This window comes from Coprococcus sp. RTP31081st1_H1_RTP31081_211007 (assembly GCF_040227275.1).
GTDB lineage: Bacteria > Bacillota > Clostridia > Lachnospirales > Lachnospiraceae > Coprococcus > Coprococcus aceti.
In genome coordinates, this window is the sequence record NZ_JBEHVP010000002.1 from 434373 (window position 1) to 451731 (window position 17359).

The following is a 17359-nucleotide window of genomic DNA, read 5'->3' on the forward strand; positions in this document are numbered from 1 at the left end:
TGTTCCCTTTTTCATAAATTTCCTCCTTTTTTATGTAACATTCCCTTTTATTACACCATATCATATATTAAAAATTATATACTATGCTTGTCAATCTCGCACATGCTATTGAGCATTACTCATATCCACATAAAAAGACGTACGGGTATCCACTTAATTTCCAGGATACTCTGTGGTTATATATACCATACTGCTGTTTCGTGTAACATTAATATAGTAGACTTTTCCTGCTTCACAGTTATATGACATATAGAAATCGTGGTCATTTCCTGTGCTGATATGCTCCTGCTTGTCATCATCATTAATTGTAAGCACTTCTCCATCTGCATCATAAAGATGTCCATATGGATTATTACTCGATCCAGAGCTTGAATAGATATAGTATGCTGCCGTCATCTTTGGAACAAATCTATAGTATGTTCCCACTGATGCATTTATAGAGGTTCTATCACCAATCTCCTCATAGTCTGTCTTAATATCTGCTACAACATATGAAGTCTTGCTGTTTATCGTTGCGGTTATAGTTCCGGCTAAAGCAACCCCGCGACCTGTAAGTCTGTAAGTACCAGGCGCCAGATAAACGTATGCACCAGCTCCAACGCTGTTGCCATCCTCGTCATACCATGTGCCGATATTCTCTATATTATATCCGTTATCCTTTGATCTAACGGATATCTTTTTTACATCCGACGAATAATTTCTTCCCGAAATGTTTCCGGTAAACCGCTGTGAATATATGTATGTTGTGTCCGAACCCGAATATATAGCTATATCATATGTCCCAGGAACAATATCTACAGAATACGATCCATCTCTTTTTACATCAGAATAACAGTAATATGTATACTCTGTGGATTTGTCCCTATTCGTAAATATAATATATGCATTTGACAATACTTCTCCTGCCACATCCCTGATATATCCCGATACTGTAATTCCCTGTGCAACATTTATCACACAGTCTACAGTTGTGCTGACTCCGGCATTATCGGAATCCGTTATCCTGACTTTTATATTATAAGTACCAGCCTTATTGATGTAACCCTCCAATTTACCATTACTATAAATATCAAGACCATAAGTATTGCCAACTATATCATAGATATAATTTCCTGAGCCACCAGCTACAGAATTTATATCAGCAGCTACATGCACAGCCGCTCCACTTTCACCACGAGTGCGATAATACCTTGGGCTGTAATAAGCTGATATCACGGAGCTGTTGTATACACACCATGTTACGATAGTTGTCATTGTATTACCATACTCATCAACTGCTGTAATTGTCGTGACTGATGTGCCAGACTTGGTTATTTTCCCTGTGAAAGTAATACAGTTGGAACGCATTCCACCTATTGTATACCTCATTCCAGCCGGAACGTCCTTTACAGAAACCTTGAGGTAGCCACTGCCAGATAAATTAACGTCTGTATTCACATTCGCATTCTGCTCAATTGCTCTGGCTTCATAATATGTCTTATTATACTTTCCGTCAGAATAATATGTCTCCACCTTACCGGTTCCTGTTCCTGTAAGTCCACTTACGTACACACATATTCTGTCCGAAGATGAAAGCCTGTTCTCCTTGTTTAACCTGATCGTGTATTTTTTATTGTCTCCTGTAGACACACTTTCAATCGGAATGCTCTTGTTGTATATGCCGCCATTTAATGTGGTCTTTACTTTAACAGCAAAATTTGATGCTGTCAGCTTCTGTGCAGATGACAATGTAACATTTATTGTCTGCCTGTTATCCACCTGCGCCGAAGCAATCTTCACAGCATTTAGAACTGACAGCTTATATTTTACTGTCTTTTTTGTTCCGTCTGTAGTTGTTGCTGTAATCACTGTGGTTCCAGCGCCAACAGCCACAACGAGTCCGGATGAACTTACCATAGCGACCTTATCATTCGAAGACTTCCAGGTACACTTTTTGTTTGTTGCATCTGCCGGTGCAATGACTGGGTTTAACTGTTCTGTTTTTCCCACATACATCTTACCGCTGCCCTTTTTGAACTTTATAGAAGTTACATACGCCTTGACTGATACCTTACAACTTGCCTTCTTGCCGGAACCATCTGCAGCTACTGCTGTGATGACTGCTGAACCGCCTCCGGCTGCTGTTATCCGTCCTCTGGAATTAACCTTAGCAACCTTTATATTGCTGCTCTTCCATACGACCTTCTTATTGCTTGCCTTGCTTGTTCCAACAGAAGCCTTTACCACAGCACTTTTTCCTTTTACCAGCGTCAGCTTGCTTTTAGTAAGCTTTACACTCGTGACAGGCTGTCCTGCAGTTACCGTAATAACCTTCTTTACCTTAGGATCAGCCTTCAGCGACATTGTAATCTTAGCTGTCCCATTTTTTACATTTCCTGCTTTGATCACTCCCGCAGTTGTCACGGTTGCTATCCTTCTGTTGCTGGTTACGAATTTCAGCTCTTTCGCCGCCACATTTGTCTTAAGAGCAAATGACTTTCCCGCCTTGAGCGTAAGTGTGCCGGCTGGCAGATTGCTCACAGTGATGCTCTTTACAACCGTGTTTTTTGCCGTAGCCGCCGTTGTAGCTGCCAGCGCAGTTCCCGGAACATTCATACCTGAAAATATCAGTGCAAATGCAAGAATGACCGCCACAGCCTTCATGATTTTTCTGTACCCTTTCATAACACTCCTCCTGATTTAATAAAAAATCCGCTATACTTCATAAAATCAGTATAGCGGACTTTATTTTATTAATCTACCATCAAATACTATCAATGAGTTTTTCGCTGTCATCACACATTCTGTATCCCACGCCCAGCTCATTGATGATAAAACTCTTCTTGCCCGGCTTCACTCCGAACTTCTTTCTTATATTCGCCATATTGACCTGAAGTCTCTTGGTGCTTCCCATGTCATTGTAGCCCCAGACCTCCTTGACTATAAAACTGTATGTAAGCATCTTGCCCGGATGTCTGGACAGAAGATCGACTATGTTGTACTCAGTCTGAGTCAGCTTGATCTCCTCATCCCCTATGAACACTCGTCTGGCCTCATAGTCTATGAGCAAATCCCCAGTCTGGAATTTCCCTGTCGGCAGTTCACTGTCATGTGCCTGGTAAAGCACTGTGCGGAGTGCAGATCTGACCCTGGCAACCAGCTCCTCCGAGCCAAATGGCTTGGTCACATAATCATTTGCCCCGAGATTTAACGCCTCAACTTTATCCTTCTCATCTGATCTAGCAGACAGGACTATGACCGGTGTAAAATCCGTCTTCCTTATCTCTGTGAGGAACGATATACCATCCTTATCCGGGAGTCCGAGATCAAGTATAACTATGTCAGGCCTATGAGACGCATACATCATAAGTCCACTCCCGCAGGATGTGGCTATGATCGTCTGATAACCATTTGCCTGCATCAGGGTATCCAGCAGGTTGTTGATATTTTGTTCATCTTCTATTATCAAGACTTTGTATTTGTTATTGCTCATCCGTAACCTCCTCTATCTTCAGTGTAAACCTGAATACTGCACCACCTTCCGCGGAATTGTATGCACTTATATCTCCTCCATGTGCTTTTATGATGGTCGCACATACCGACAGACCTATTCCGGCATTTCTTCTCGGCCTGCAGTCCGCGGACACCTCATCAGAGCTGTCCCCCAGAAGGCTTCCATCAAACAGGTGTTTCAACCTATCCTCCGGTATTCCATCGCCATCATCCTGTACCTCAAACACAACCCTGTCGCCATCGCATTTCACATTCAATGCCAGATTCTTCATTCCCTCTGCATGCTGTACTGCATTCTCAAGGATATTGATGATAACCTGCTCTATGAGAATTGCATCCATTGGTATGATGACCAGCTCATCGGGCAGATCGACTTCTACCTCCTGATCAGGATATCTCTTTGCAAATTTGATAAGCACCGAATCTATCAGCTCATCCAGGGCTATCGGGGTCTTTATGAGATTAATGTCTCCGTCCAGCCTCGTTACGGACAGCAGATTCTCAACCATACGATAAAGCCACTGGGAATCCTGTTGTATTCCCCTGAGCATCTTCTCCTTCTGCTCATCCGTAAATTCGCTGCCACTCTCTATAAGTGCCGAGCTGGCCCCGTAAATGGTGGTAAGCGGAGTTCGAAAATCATGCGACACTGCACGCAGCAGGTTCGCCCTCATTTTCTCCATCTCACTTTCTTTCTTGAGCATTTCCTGATACTTTATCTTGCTTGTAAAACCACAGGTAATAAACGCTATGGCTATCATAATTATCGCCGATGTGATATTTTCAGGAATAAGAAAATCTATCTTGAAATACGGAAATGTAAATGCAAAATTCACTATTATCACGCTGACTACAGATGCCAGTATTCCATACACATATCCGTCAGTGAACACCGATATCAAAAATACCGAAAACACCATGACGGCCGGTATCAATATGTCTGTAGTAAATGTTGTCTTTATTATCAGACACAATCCAACCCCTATGGCTATCATCACCAGCATCAACAGCACATTTTTTATAATGTCCTTACATTTACACCCCTTATTTTTTTTGCTTTTTTGTATATTTATTTTTTTCATATGTATCAATCCCTTTTGGATTATTTTAAAGAAAGCGCCACCAGTACACCTTATGTCACAAACGACATAGATCTTACCAGCGGCGCCCGCTTTCACACATTCAAGTGAAGTATATCATGCCTATAGTTAAGATGCAGATAAAGAATATCTACGATATGTGGAGCAGGCGCATTCCGATGCGTTTCGCGCAGCGCCCGCATTATCATAAGGAATCCACCCTTATGATATATTCTTCAGTGCTTCTTCAAGGGTGTGCCATCCGAGGACCGCACACTTTACTCTGGCCGGCATGTGCGCTATATCCTTGAGCGCTGATGCCTCCTCAAGCTGGTCTATCTCCTCGTCTGTAGCCTCTCCCTGTATCATCTTCAGAAAGAGCTGTCCAAGCTTCAAGGCCTCCTCCTTGGTCTTTCCTATGATCATTCCAAGCATTATATCTGCCGATGCCTGTGATATGGCACATCCGTCTCCCACAAATGATCCGTCCTCGATGACTCCGTTCTCAACCTTGAGCTTGAGCCATATGTCATCACCGCAGTTTGGATTAACACCCTCCAGAACTACATTTGCTGCTGGAAGATCATATTTGAATTCAGGACGCATATTGTGCTCTGTAAGGATCTCATTATAAAAATTCCTGTTTTGAATATTATTCTGCATATCCCATTCTCCTTCTCACATTTGCGACACTCTCCACAAATGCATCTACCTCTTCATCTGTATTGTAGAACATAAAACTTGCCCTTGTCGTGTTGTACACGCCAAGGTGTACAAGCAGTGGCTGTGCGCAGTGATGTCCAGCCCTCACATCTATTCCATCCGCAGCCATGATCTCGCTGACATCATGCGGATGTACATTGTCTATGGTGAACGCCACTATTCCGGTGTGGTTCTCCGGCTTATCTGAACCGATGACATGTACGTGAGGAAGCTTTGCAAGTCCCTCCATGGCACGGGTCGTGAGCTCCAGCTCTCTCTTTTCTATATAGTCAAATCCAATCTCTTTGATGTAGCCTATAGCAGCCGCAAGTCCCGCAGCTCCAGCCGCATTTACCGTACCAGCCTCAAACTTGTGAGGCAATTCCGCATATACAGCGCCATCCCTTGAAACTGAATCTATCATCTCTCCACCTGACATGAATGGAGGCATCGCGTCAAGCAGTTCCTGTTTTCCGTATAACACTCCTATTCCCATAGGTCCCATCAGCTTGTGGCCTGAGAATGCAAAGAAATCAGCGCCAAGCTCATGCACATCTATAGCCATATGCGGTGTACTCTGTGCGCCATCGACAACGACAACCGCGCCAAAGCTGTGTGCTCTGTCAGCCATCTTTCTGACCGGATTCACACATCCGAGGACATTTGACACATGTCCGACAGCAAGCAGCTTTGTGTGCTCGTTGATTCCCGCATTGATGGTCTCGTCAGTCAGCGTTCCATCCTTCTCACAGTCGAGATATCTGAGAGTTGCGCCTGTAACTCTGGCTGCCATCTGCCATGGAAGCATGTTGCTGTGGTGCTCCATGATGGTGACTGCTATCTCGTCACCAGCCTTAAGGTTATTCAGCGCGTAGCTGTATGCCACAAGGTTAAGGCTCTCTGTGGTATTCCTGGTGAAGATTATCTCCTTCTCAGAGTCAGCGTGAATGAAGTCCCTGACTACCTTTCTGGCACTCTCATACTTCTCTGTCGCCTCAAGGCTGAGCGGATAAAATCCTCTCAGGGGATTCGCATTGCTCTTCTCGTAGAACTCTCTCTCAGCGTCTATGACAACCTGTGGCTTCTGTGCTGTGGCCGCATTGTCTATATAAGCTGTGTCATTGTTTCTCAACAGAGGAAAATCCTCTCTATAATTCCTGTCTGTCATATTCCATTACCTCCGCAAGCTGCTTCTCCACCAGCTTCTCTGTGTTCTCGTCCTGGATCTTGCGGTAGAGGACCTCCATCTTGCCCTTGGTCATCATGTCCTCGGCTGTCTCCATGTCGATTCCCCTTGACGCGAAGTAGAATAAAGTATCCTCGTCAAGCTCACCGATGGTCGCTCCATGTGAACCCTCCACATTCTCCTCTGCACAGAGGATGAGCGGAATAGTCTTGTTCACCACATCATCGCCGAGCAGCAGTACATTCTCAGTCTCAGCGCCCTTCGAATCCGATGAACCTGTCTTGAAATCTATCGAACCTCTGAATATCTTCTCCGCAGCATCCTTAAGTGTTCCATCCACCTGTATGTTGCAGTTGGTCTTCTTGCCTATATGATTCACGACAAGATTTATATCTATCACCTGTTTTTTCTGTCCCAGATAACCTATATCCATGTTGGTTGAAGCACGCTTACCAATGAGCTCAGTTCTCACACCGTTGTACAGATTGCCCTTGCCGATAAATATCTGAAGCACATCTAGCTGCCCATTCTCCGCACACTCACTTCCCACGTCGTTGAGTATGGTCGTGTTCTCATCCTGCATGAATATCTGTACAAGACGTATGTGTGCATCCTTCTCTATATTAAAGCGTGTACGGAATGCCAGGCTGCCACCCTCTGCATTCTCGCCAAATGTCTCTATGACTGTCATGTCTGAACCTGCATCTGCCTGCACGTAAGCATAACCGCTGCTGCCATTTGCCCCGGTTCCATTTATCAGCACGTGTACTGTCTGCCCTTTATTGGTCTCGTCCGCAACGAGTACACTTCCTGCTGCCCGCTGTGCGAAGAGTACGTCCGCATCTCTTCCTGCACCAGTCTCTATTCCATCGAAATCAGAAGCCTGCTTATCAGCTTTCTTGCCACCATCTATCTTCACACTGCATCCCGCCATGTCCGGATTCCAGTTAAGTGCTGTGTCGTTCATGCGAAGCCAGTACCATGTCTTTGCCGGGAGCTTGTTGATCTTCATCTCGTTATTGTTCTCCATGTCACCGCACCTCCTTAACCTATGCTGCCCTTCATCTCAAGACGGATGAGGTTGTTCATCTCAAGAGCATACTCAAGCGGCAGCTCCTTCGATACATTGTCTGCAAATCCACTGACGATACATGCTCTCGCGTCTTCTTCACTCATTCCTCTGGACATCAGGTAGAACACAGCCTCGTCACTGATGCTTCCTATCTGTGCCTCATGTCCCACATTTACCTTCTTGGTTCTGATATCCATGGCCGGTATGGTGTCCGAACGTGATATCGAATCAAGCATAAGTGACTGGCAGGAAACTGCTGCCTTGGAGTTCTCAGCCTCCTTTGTCACTACAACTGATGAACGGAATGTGCTTATACCCCCGTCCTTGGAGATAGACTTTGTGTTGATATATGAGCTTGTGTCAGGTGCCGCATGAACTACCTTCGCTCCTGTGTCAAGGTTCTGTCCCTTACCGGCAAATGTAACTCCGGTGAACTCCATCCTGGCGCCCTTGCCCTTGAGCACGCTCATCGGGTAAAGGTATGACACATGTGATCCAAATGAACCCGATACCCACTCGATGGTTCCACCCTCTTCAACTCGAGCTCTCTTGGTGTTCAGGTTGTACATGTTCTTGGACCAGTTCTCTATGGTTGAATATCTGAGCTTTGCGTTCTTGCCGACAAACAACTCCACACAGCCTGCGTGAAGGTTCGCCACATTGTACTTCGGTGCTGAACAGCCCTCTATAAAGTGGAGGTCCGCTCCCTCATCTACTATGATGAGTGTGTGCTCAAACTGACCCGCGCCCGCTGCATTAAGTCTGAAGTATGACTGAAGCGGGATCTCAACCTTTACTCCAGGTGGCACATATACAAATGAACCGCCTGACCACACAGCTCCGTGAAGTGCTGCAAATTTGTGATCATGAGGGGTGACAAGCTTCATGAAATGCTTCTGCACCATGTCTGCATACTCACCTGTGAGTGCACTCTCCATATCAGTGTACACAACTCCCATGTCCGCAACCTCCTGGCGGACATTGTGATATACGAGTTCTGAATCGTACTGTGCACCAACTCCCGCAAGGGATTTTCTCTCAGCCTGAGGGATTCCAAGTCTCTCAAATGTATCCTTGATATCCTCAGGAACTTCATCCCAGCTGCCCTTCATCTTGGTATTTGGTCTTACGTAAGTAACTATATTGTCAATATCCAGTCCCTCGATGGATGGACCCCAGTCAGGCACCTGCATATTGTTGTATATCTGTAAAGACTCAAGTCTGAAATTCTGCATCCATGCCGGATCATGTTTCTCCTTTGAAAGCTGCTCAACTATCTCAGGTGTGAGACCAGCTTTAAGCTTATAGGCATCTTTGTCATCATACTTGAAGTCATATATATTTCTGTCTATGTCCTCTACATATGTCTTTTCCTTCATCTTCTATATCCTTTCATACTCTGCAAATCCAGACTCGTTGATCTTGTCCACAAGTGATGCGTCACCAGTCTCTATGATCTTGCCCTCAACCATGACATGTGTGTAGTCAACGGTGAGTGACTCAAGGATCTTGGTGCTGTGTGTGATGATAAGCAGACTTCCCTTGCAGTTCTTCTGGTATTCCTCGATACCTGCTGATACTGTACGGACTGCATCAACGTCAAGTCCTGAATCTGTCTCGTCAAGGATTGCCAGTGATGGCTTGAGCATCAGAAGCTGAAGTATCTCTGCCTTCTTCTTCTCACCACCTGAAAATCCCACATTCAGGTCTCTCTCCGCATAAGATGGATCCATCTGAAGGATCTCCATGGTTCTCTCAAGCTCCTTCTTGAAATCCCAGAGACGGATTCTCTTGCCGGTCTTCTGCTCAAGGGCATTTCTTATAAATGAGCTGAGTGTCACACCAGGCACCTCTAGAGGATTCTGGAATGAGAGGAATATTCCTGCCTTTGCACGCTCATTGACAGCCTCTTCTGTGATGTTCTTACCATCAAACCATATCTCGCCCTCTCTGACTGTATATCTAGGATTGCCCATAAGTGCATATCCAAGGGTTGACTTTCCGGTTCCATTAGGTCCCATAAGTACATGTGTCTCACCCTTGCCGATCTCCAGGTTCACACCGTGAAGGATCTGTTTATCCTCAACATCAACATGTAAATTCTTAACTTCCAATAATTTTTTATCTGACATCAGTCTGCCTCCTTTTATACCAAGCCCGGCAATTGCTTTATCACTTCTATATCCGGCGATTCAATTGTCCCGCTTTAATTATCTTTTTGCTTGTATCAAATTACTCTGCTCATTCCACATTTCTGGCTATATCCGCCAGTGTCTTACCCTGGAAATAATCCTGTATCAACTCCGCCAGTCCCTGCCATATCGGCAAAGTGTAGCACTGTCCGGATCTGTCACAGGTCATTGCGCTGTTCTTCATGCATGCCACCGGAGCAAGTCCACCTTCCGTGAGTTCAAGTATCTCCCACAGTGTATATTCCTCAGGGGCTTTTTTGAGTCTGTAGCCGCCACCATGTCCACTGGCTGCCTCTATCAGATTTGCCTTGGACAGCATGCGCATTATACTCTCCAGATACTTCTGGGACAGTTCCTCTTTCTGAACTATTTCTTTTAACGGAATGAATCTGCCGTCGTGGTTTATGGCAAGGTCTGCCATGACCCTCAGGGCATATTCTCCCTTTGAAGAAATCACCATATCTGTAAATCCTCCTTACATATGAGTGTGATCACATTCCAGCCGCAAATACACGGTCATTCCAGTCATCACCCTCATCCGCCATTTTTTGGCGTAATAAGTCAATATCTGACTCGCAAAAATAGGATATTCCCATTTACCTACTATGTCAATAGGTTAATACACAAAAAATAATAGAAGGTGCGGCAGCCTTCCATTATTTTCCATTATTTTGTCTATTTCAAGCATTTTATATAATTTATCCGTGCAGCAGTCTACTCATGATATGTTATTATCAGCCCGTCTTTTCCCATATAATAGCTGCACAGCCCGCTTGCAGGTACGACGCTCACATCCGTGTCGAGCCATTCAGCCTTGATAAGATGCCCCAGCTTTTCTGCTTCCTCCTCATTCATACAGTGGCTTATGACCAGCTCTCCCCCTGCAAATCCCGTCTCCCGGAGAGTATCTATCAGCTTATCATATGTCTTCTTCATACCTCTGAATTTGTGTCTGAGTTCAATTCGTCCACCAGGTGATGCCACACCTATTGCGGATATATTGAATCTATGAGCCGCATAACCCACAAGCTTATTTAATCTGCCCGCCTTTATCAGGTTGTCCAGACTCCCCAAGGCAAACATTACCTGCGTCTCCCTCACTGCTTTGTCGGCAGCACTTACTATGGCATCAAATGAATCACCTTCATGAATACCTTCATATATTATATTTGTCAGCTGTTCCGGGAGCCCCCCGGCACCACATGTGTTTATCACCGCAATATTCCTGTCCGGATATTTCTCAAGCGCCATATGTCTTGCAGCTATGGCACTGTTGTAACTTCCCGATAATGCAGCTGACAACGTAAATGCAATAACATTTTCCGCATCCCCCCACGCCTCAAGCCACGCATGGGGTGAAGGGCAGCTAGTTCTTCCGCCTGACCGGCAATTTGCAATATGTTCAAGCATCTTCTCTATATCTATACCCGGTTCGTCTATATAATCTGTGTTATCAACAGATATTGTAAACGGAACCTCAGCATGATCTATATCTATATCTATTCCAGCCAGTCCATCCGGTCCATCCGGCACGAGCAGACTGCAGCCGGAATCTGAAACCAGCTTCCATCCATGATCATTTCTTTTCATCTCAACAACACCTCCATGCGCAATATACATCACACAAGTATTATTAGATATTTTTTCTGTATTTATACATTTTAGACATTTTTTCTGGGAGCATAGATTTTATAAAAAAAGGTATGATCAAGCTGCACTCAACGCAACCTGATCATACCTTTTATTTATTATATAAATTATCAATTCTTAACCTTAACAACGTCCTTCTTCCTGTACTTCTTCACCTCATACAGTTTCTCATCAGCCATGGTCATGGCATTCTGAAGACCTTTCTTGTTATATTCTACGATCTGACAGTTTCCAAGCGATACACTCACTTTATAAGGCTTATCACAGTGCTCATTAAACTTCTCAAATGAACTGTATACTTCCTCAGCAAATGCATCTGCAGCGTCAGAGTCCTTAAGGCCGAGTACAAGACAGCAATACTCGTCGCCGCCTATTCTGCCTACGATTCCATTATCGCCTACAGATTTGATCAGAATATCTCCTATGGTTTTAAGAGAGAAATCACCCTCATCATGTCCATATCTGTCATTGATGATCTTGAGACTGTTCATATCAGCGTAGAATACCGTAGCCGTCCTTTTCTGCTCCTCACATTCCTTGAGCAGCTGTAATGATCTGTCAAAGAAACCTCGTCTGTTCATGATTCCTGTAAGGGGATCCTGTTTTGACAGATTGTCAAGCATAATGTTGTTTTTTTGCAGGATCGCCATACTCTCCTCAAGGCGCTTCATGATCTCCTCGTTCGTCTTGAGCAGATTGATCATCTTGACAGCAGCTGAGACCTGGTTTCCAAGAAACTCCCCATTCACCAGAACTCCTTCCGTGAGATCACACAGAAGAACTCCATAGAGTATTTCGTTGGAATACAGCGGCAAGAGTACATATATTCCAGCTCCTTCCACACCGAGGCTCTCAAAATCATAGAGATTTGATGATGACACCTTCTGGTTCACAGTGATCACACTGCTGACCTTCTCTTTAAGATCCTTAGTCTTGAGATATAACTGGTCAGGCAGTTCAAATGGCTCACCGATCAGATGTATTATTGGCTCTTTATATAAGAATATAAATGCATTCTCTATGTCCAGCCAGTCCATGGTGCCAAGAATCTCTCCATAACTTCTGTCGTTGCCTCTGTCAAAGCTCAAGACCTTCTGGATAAATGTTTTCATCTTGAACTGAGTCTTATTCCGCTCTTCCCACTGCTCTGAGAGCATATGGTTCATTGAGAGATATCCCTCAATGACATTCTTACTACGTTTTCTTGATCCGCCTTTTTTACAGAATGAATCTCTTCTGATAAACTCAGTAGGAAGTATCTTACTCTCAACCTGCTTGCCATCAATAAGCCTGACCATAAGATTTACAGCCTCTGAGCCAAGTTTTCCCGCGTCTGCACGCACAGTCGAGAGCGTCGGATATATCTGTGTAGCCCACTCAATATCATCGTAACCCATGACTGATATATCTCTTCCCGGCAGAATGCCCCTCGCCTTAAGTTCTTCATAAAAACCAGATGCACAGGAATCATTCACACAGAACACTCCCTGCATGTCCGGATTCCTGTCCAGAATATCTCTGAAAACCTCTTTTGATTCCGATGTAAGATTGCCCTCCACATAAAGTCCCGGATCAAACTCTATTCCATGAGCCTCAAGCACCTCAATGTAGGTTCTCCTTCTCTCCTTTGCATCATAATTGGAGTCCGGACCGCCTATCATGCCTATTCTTGTATAACCAAGTTCCTCGATCATGTAATTGAGTCCTTCTCTTATGCCTGCTCCATTGTCATATCTGACACAAATCTGATCCGGCTCATCTGCAGCCACTATCACGCACGGCATCTGCAGATATCTTTTCATAAATTCGCTGATACGCTCCTTGGTTGCAAAGCAGCCAATACAACTCGATGCAACAATAACGCCGTCAAGATTCTCCTTTGTAGCATAGGAAAACAGTGTCTGATACTGATATTCATAATATATATCTGACGTTTCTGGGTATTCCCGGTCAAGAAACTTACCCGGAATAACAACTATATTGACATCAAGCGTCTTTGCTCTCTCTATAACCCCATGACAAAGCAGCCTCGTAAAATCATCCGTGATTCCACCTACCAGAACACCTATCGTCTTTCTCTTCATAACTATCCCCCTTGACATTCTCTTCCAAAGGCAGGATCTTACTTGCTGACTGTGGATGCTACGATCTCCATATTACCCTCAAACACTGGGTTGCTGTATCCGTTTGGCAGGATAAAGTGATCACCCTTCTTTATAGTGTTTCCATCCACTGTTCCACTTCCAGAGGTTACAGACATGATAAGGAATGGCTTGTCGCCCACATTCAGCTCTGCCTTTCCCTCAACATCCAGCTTGTATACTGTGTAATACTTACAGCTTATAAGCTCACAGAGTTCATTTGCCTTATCTGCCTTGACACTTATAACGCTGTCCTCAACCGGCTTTGCAGGAACTGTTATAACATCTATGCTCTGCTTTACGTGAAGATCTCTAGGCTTTCCATTGCTCAGTCTGTCATAATCATAAACTCTGTATGTGATGTCACTGTTCTGCTGTGTCTCAAGAAGTGTAATTCCACCCTTGATCGCGTGTACTGTACCAGGATCTATCTGAATGAAATCCCCCTTCTTAACAGGGATCTCTCTGATAAACTCCTTCCATTTCTTACCTTCGATCATATCACATAATTCTTCCTTTGTCCTTGCATTATGACCGATTACAAGTGTTGAATCTTCCTTGCAGTCAAGAATATACCAGCACTCCATCTTGCCAAATGAACCATTCTCATGTTCTGCTGCGTATGCATCGTCCGGATGCACCTGAATACTCAGATCATCTTTTGCATCGATTATCTTTATAAGCAGTGGGAATCTGACACCGTCTATGCCGCCAAACAGCTCTCTGTGGCTGTCCCATAAGTCGGCAAGCGTCTGACCTGCAAACTCGCCATTTTTCACTGTACAGTTGCCATTCTCATGTGCCGCAACTCCCCAGCACTCGCCTATATCATCGCCCTCAACATCATATCCGTATTCTTCTCTGAGCTTTGTACCGCCCCAGATATTGTGCGTAAACACGGGATTTAAAAAAAGTATTTCCTTGTTCATTGTCATTTTCCTCCTTTTGACGTACGGCAATTGTGTGCATATCCGTACGGTGTACACATCCGACTTGTCTGGCTCGGAACGCTCCCGCTCGTTTCGCCCTGCAGCGGATACTAAGATGCCGCTAACGCGCCATCTAAGTACCGGCGGGCTCAAATGTCCGAACCATGACAATGTCGAATATGTACACCTGTTACTGATTACACCATTCCCCAATTGCCTGTTCTATATAAGACGTTGAAGGAATCATATTTTTACATTGACTATGACTTCTTCACTCGTCATTTCCATGATAATGTATGCCACTGTTATTTTATTGCATCTGTTGCCTTTTTCTATACATCAGAGTCCTTTTCCCGGCTTATTAGATCCAAAATCTGTCATATGATTGCCAAAGCTCTCAGAACCAAATTCAGCCCGGCTTACTGCCAGGCTGTCATAGTCTAAAAGTTTTGGCAATCACCTGCCATTACATTTCTTTTTAGAGGGGCCCCGAAGGCGGCGGGCACCGCCTTGGGAAATGAGAAAAAAATAATACAATTGCCGCGTATGAGTAGGGGCTCATAGCGATCTATAACTAACTATCTTCTACCGATCTCGGTATCAGAAGTTGTTACCACACTGTGTGACTTGATATAATCTACGATCTCATCAAGCTTTGTGAACGCAAGGCCAACATAGCTGTCAGCTGCACCGTAGTAAATGGCGATCTTTCCAGACTCGCTGTCGTGAATAGTAGCACATGGGAAGCATACATTAGGAACAAATCCACGCTCCTCGTACCACTCTTCCGGTGTGAGAAGGAAGTTCTCACACCGATACTTAACGATCGATGGGTTGTCGATATCAAGGATTGCTCCACCGATTGAGTATACATAACCGTTACATGTTCCCGCTACTCCATGGTAGAATAACAGCCATCCTTCAGAAGTCTCAATAGGGGCTGCACCGCCGCCAATCTTGAGTGACTCCCACCACTCGCTGCTCTTGCCCATGACATGTCTGTGCTTACCCCAGTAAACCATATCAGGACTCTCACTTACGAATATATCACCAAATGGTGTGTGTCCACTGTCACTTGGGCGTGACAGCATCACGAAATTACCGTTGATCTTTCTTGGGAAGAGAACTGCATTTCTGTTAAATGGAAGGAATGGGTTCTCGATTCTCACAAATGTCTTGAGATCCTTTGACTTTGCGATGCCTATCGCTGCACCATAGAAATCCTGGCACCAGATTGCATAATATGTATCCTCTACCTTTACAAGTCTTGGATCATATGCGTATATAGGCATGAACTCTTCACCGTTCTCATCAACAAACTTGATCTTCTCCTCGCTGATATTCCAGTGGATAGCATCCTCGCTCTCTCCGAGGTAGATGTATGGAATTCCATTCACCTGCTCACCTCTGAATACTCCAACAAACTTTCCATCAAATGGAACTACTGCACTATTGAATATTCTTGCAACACCCTTTGCCGGATTTCTTCCTATTATAGGATTCTCTGTATATCTCCAGATTGGAGCGTCATGATTGTCATTTGCCGGTCTGTCCTGCCATGGCACGTTTGGCACAGGCTCGCTGAACATTTTTACTTCTGACATAAGTACCTCTTTCTTCCGGCATCTTAGCCGGATTTTTTATTTTATTATCACGTTATATGGTATCTGCACAGGCAAAGGGCATACTAACCAACGTGCTGTTTCATCTGGCAGCCCATATATTATACTTTCTTACTTGTCTGTATTCTTAAGAAACTCCAGGTTCTTCTTGATAAGCTCACATCTCTGTGCTACGCACTCTACACTTCTTCCCGGATCAGATGGTGTGTTGAATACATAATCGATAAGTCTGTCAACTGTTGTTGTTGCAACATGCATTCTTGTATCGCTTGATGCGTAGTAGATGAACACTTCGTTGTTCTCGTTTACGATGGCGCCATTTGTGAATACAACGTTGGATACATCGCCGACTCTCTCCTCACCACGAGGTCCGATGAGCATTCCTGATGGCTCAGCGATAACCTTTGAAGGATCATTGAGGTCTGTTGCAAATGCGTAGAGTACATATCTAAGACCGGCAGCTGTGTTTCTCACACCATGTGCGATGTGGATCCAGCCCTTGTCTGTCTTTATAGGAGGTGCACCTGCACCGTTCTTTGCCTCTGTTATAGTGTGGTACTTACGAAGACTTGTCATCTTCTCCTCGTCTATAACCGCATGCTCTATATCATCACAGAGACCGAATCCTATTCCGCTGCCGCTTCCTGTCTCGATGAAATCATCCATTGGACGTGTATAGAATGCGTACTTGCCATCCACAAATTCAGGGTGAAGTACAACATTTCTCTGCTGTGGGGAACGAAGAGTCTTGAGGTTGTCAAGGCGCTCCCAGTGCTTTAAATCCTTTGTTCTCACGATACCTGCTGCTGCAACTGCTGCTGAGAGGTCATTTACAGTTGTATCCTTGCTCTCTGAACAGAACACACCGTAGATCCATCCATCCTCGTGCTGTGTCAGTCTCATATCATATACATTTGTTTCCTCAAGACATACATCATCCAGAAGGATTGGATAATCCCAGAAACGGAATCCATCGATACCGTTGTCACTCTCAGCTACGCCGAAGAATGACTTTCTGTCATTTCCCTCTATTCTTGCGACAAGATAATACTTGCCGTTCAGGTAGATAGCACCTGAGTTCATGACAGCGTTAACTCCGAGACGCTCAATGAAGTATGGATTTGTCTCAGGGTTTAAGTCATATCTCCATGTGAGAGGTATCATCTCTCTTGTGAGTACAGGGTACTCATATCTGTCATAGATTCCATTATAGAAATCTGTCTTCTTATTCTTTCTCTCAAGAAGCTTGTTCAGTTTGTCAAGCTCTACATAATATTTCTCATTCATCATTTAG

The 17359-nt window shown here is 44.5% G+C and carries 14 protein-coding genes; all 14 read right to left on the reverse strand.

Features of this window, described 5'->3' with window-relative positions; all coding sequences use genetic code 11:
* Positions 1-153: 153 nt before the first annotated feature.
* The 14 genes from ABUA31_RS06080 to ABUA31_RS06145 all read right to left on the reverse strand — a co-directional run bounded on the left by ABUA31_RS06080 (position 154) and on the right by ABUA31_RS06145 (position 17355).
* Positions 154-2664 carry an Ig-like domain-containing protein gene (locus tag ABUA31_RS06080; protein WP_349818943.1) on the reverse strand — a complete coding sequence of 837 codons (2511 nt, stop codon included), beginning with the start codon at positions 2662-2664 and terminating at the stop codon, positions 154-156.
* A gap of 79 nt (positions 2665-2743) precedes the next feature.
* Positions 2744-3472, reverse strand: a complete 729-nt coding sequence (locus tag ABUA31_RS06085) for a response regulator transcription factor (RefSeq protein ID WP_055145411.1) — start codon at positions 3470-3472, stop codon at positions 2744-2746.
* Positions 3462-4574 carry a sensor histidine kinase gene (locus tag ABUA31_RS06090; protein ID WP_022216170.1) on the reverse strand — a complete coding sequence of 371 codons (1113 nt, stop codon included), beginning with the start codon at positions 4572-4574 and terminating at the stop codon, positions 3462-3464. Before ABUA31_RS06090 ends, ABUA31_RS06085 begins: the two co-directional genes overlap by 11 nt.
* A 219-nt stretch (positions 4575-4793) precedes the next feature.
* A complete protein-coding gene (gene sufU / locus ABUA31_RS06095; protein WP_004851759.1) occupies positions 4794-5234 on the reverse strand; it encodes a Fe-S cluster assembly sulfur transfer protein SufU in 441 nt (146 codons plus the stop codon).
* Positions 5224-6441 carry an aminotransferase class V-fold PLP-dependent enzyme gene (locus tag ABUA31_RS06100; protein ID WP_022216169.1) on the reverse strand — a complete coding sequence of 406 codons (1218 nt, stop codon included), beginning with the start codon at positions 6439-6441 and terminating at the stop codon, positions 5224-5226. Before ABUA31_RS06100 ends, sufU begins: the two co-directional genes overlap by 11 nt.
* Positions 6422-7489, reverse strand: coding sequence for a SufB/SufD family protein (locus tag ABUA31_RS06105; RefSeq protein WP_349818944.1), 1068 nt, complete (start codon positions 7487-7489; stop codon positions 6422-6424). The genes ABUA31_RS06100 and ABUA31_RS06105 overlap by 20 nt, the downstream gene beginning before the upstream one ends.
* Positions 7490-7503: 14 nt before the next feature.
* Entirely contained in the window at positions 7504-8910 is a 1407-nt protein-coding gene (gene sufB, locus ABUA31_RS06110) for a Fe-S cluster assembly protein SufB (protein ID WP_004851766.1), read from the reverse strand.
* Positions 8911-8913: 3 nt separating this feature from the next.
* A complete protein-coding gene (gene sufC / locus ABUA31_RS06115) occupies positions 8914-9663 on the reverse strand; it encodes a Fe-S cluster assembly ATPase SufC (protein ID WP_004851768.1) in 750 nt (249 codons plus the stop codon).
* Positions 9664-9772: 109 nt separating this feature from the next.
* On the reverse strand, positions 9773-10183 hold the full coding sequence (locus ABUA31_RS06120) for an RrF2 family transcriptional regulator (RefSeq protein ID WP_015534709.1): 411 nt from the start codon (positions 10181-10183) through the stop codon (positions 9773-9775).
* Positions 10184-10437: 254 nt separating this feature from the next.
* A complete protein-coding gene (locus tag ABUA31_RS06125; protein ID WP_349818945.1) occupies positions 10438-11313 on the reverse strand; it encodes a DegV family protein in 876 nt (291 codons plus the stop codon).
* 170 nt (positions 11314-11483) lie between these two features.
* Positions 11484-13457, reverse strand: coding sequence for a GGDEF domain-containing protein (locus tag ABUA31_RS06130; RefSeq protein ID WP_227134981.1), 1974 nt, complete (start codon positions 13455-13457; stop codon positions 11484-11486).
* 38 nt (positions 13458-13495) lie between these two features.
* Positions 13496-14443: a type I phosphomannose isomerase catalytic subunit gene (locus tag ABUA31_RS06135; protein WP_349818946.1), complete on the reverse strand. Its 948-nt coding sequence runs from the start codon at positions 14441-14443 to the stop codon at positions 13496-13498.
* 578 nt (positions 14444-15021) lie between these two features.
* Entirely contained in the window at positions 15022-16047 is a 1026-nt protein-coding gene (locus ABUA31_RS06140; protein WP_022216164.1) for a glycoside hydrolase family 130 protein, read from the reverse strand.
* A gap of 129 nt (positions 16048-16176) precedes the next feature.
* A complete protein-coding gene (locus ABUA31_RS06145; protein ID WP_349818947.1) occupies positions 16177-17355 on the reverse strand; it encodes a glycoside hydrolase family 130 protein in 1179 nt (392 codons plus the stop codon).
* Between the last annotated feature and the right edge of the window lie 4 nt (positions 17356-17359).

Excerpts from the sequence above, each read along its gene's own strand:
- ABUA31_RS06080 (WP_349818943.1), bottom strand. The coding sequence starts at position 2,664 with ATGAAAGGGTACAGAAAAATCATGAAGGCTGTGGCGGTCATTCTTGCA.
- ABUA31_RS06085 (WP_055145411.1), bottom strand. The coding sequence starts at position 3,472 with ATGAGCAATAACAAATACAAAGTCTTGATAATAGAAGATGAACAAAAT.
- ABUA31_RS06090 (WP_022216170.1), bottom strand. The coding sequence starts at position 4,574 with ATGAAAAAAATAAATATACAAAAAAGCAAAAAAAATAAGGGGTGTAAA.
- sufU (WP_004851759.1), bottom strand. The coding sequence starts at position 5,234 with ATGCAGAATAATATTCAAAACAGGAATTTTTATAATGAGATCCTTACA.
- ABUA31_RS06100 (WP_022216169.1), bottom strand. The coding sequence starts at position 6,441 with ATGACAGACAGGAATTATAGAGAGGATTTTCCTCTGTTGAGAAACAAT.
- ABUA31_RS06105 (WP_349818944.1), bottom strand. The coding sequence starts at position 7,489 with ATGGAGAACAATAACGAGATGAAGATCAACAAGCTCCCGGCAAAGACA.
- sufB (WP_004851766.1), bottom strand. The coding sequence starts at position 8,910 with ATGAAGGAAAAGACATATGTAGAGGACATAGACAGAAATATATATGAC.
- sufC (WP_004851768.1), bottom strand. The coding sequence starts at position 9,663 with ATGTCAGATAAAAAATTATTGGAAGTTAAGAATTTACATGTTGATGTT.
- ABUA31_RS06120 (WP_015534709.1), bottom strand. The coding sequence starts at position 10,183 with ATGGTGATTTCTTCAAAGGGAGAATATGCCCTGAGGGTCATGGCAGAC.
- ABUA31_RS06125 (WP_349818945.1), bottom strand. The coding sequence starts at position 11,313 with ATGAAAAGAAATGATCATGGATGGAAGCTGGTTTCAGATTCCGGCTGC.
- ABUA31_RS06130 (WP_227134981.1), bottom strand. The coding sequence starts at position 13,457 with ATGAAGAGAAAGACGATAGGTGTTCTGGTAGGTGGAATCACGGATGAT.
- ABUA31_RS06135 (WP_349818946.1), bottom strand. The coding sequence starts at position 14,443 with ATGAACAAGGAAATACTTTTTTTAAATCCCGTGTTTACGCACAATATC.
- ABUA31_RS06140 (WP_022216164.1), bottom strand. The coding sequence starts at position 16,047 with ATGTCAGAAGTAAAAATGTTCAGCGAGCCTGTGCCAAACGTGCCATGG.
- ABUA31_RS06145 (WP_349818947.1), bottom strand. The coding sequence starts at position 17,355 with ATGATGAATGAGAAATATTATGTAGAGCTTGACAAACTGAACAAGCTT.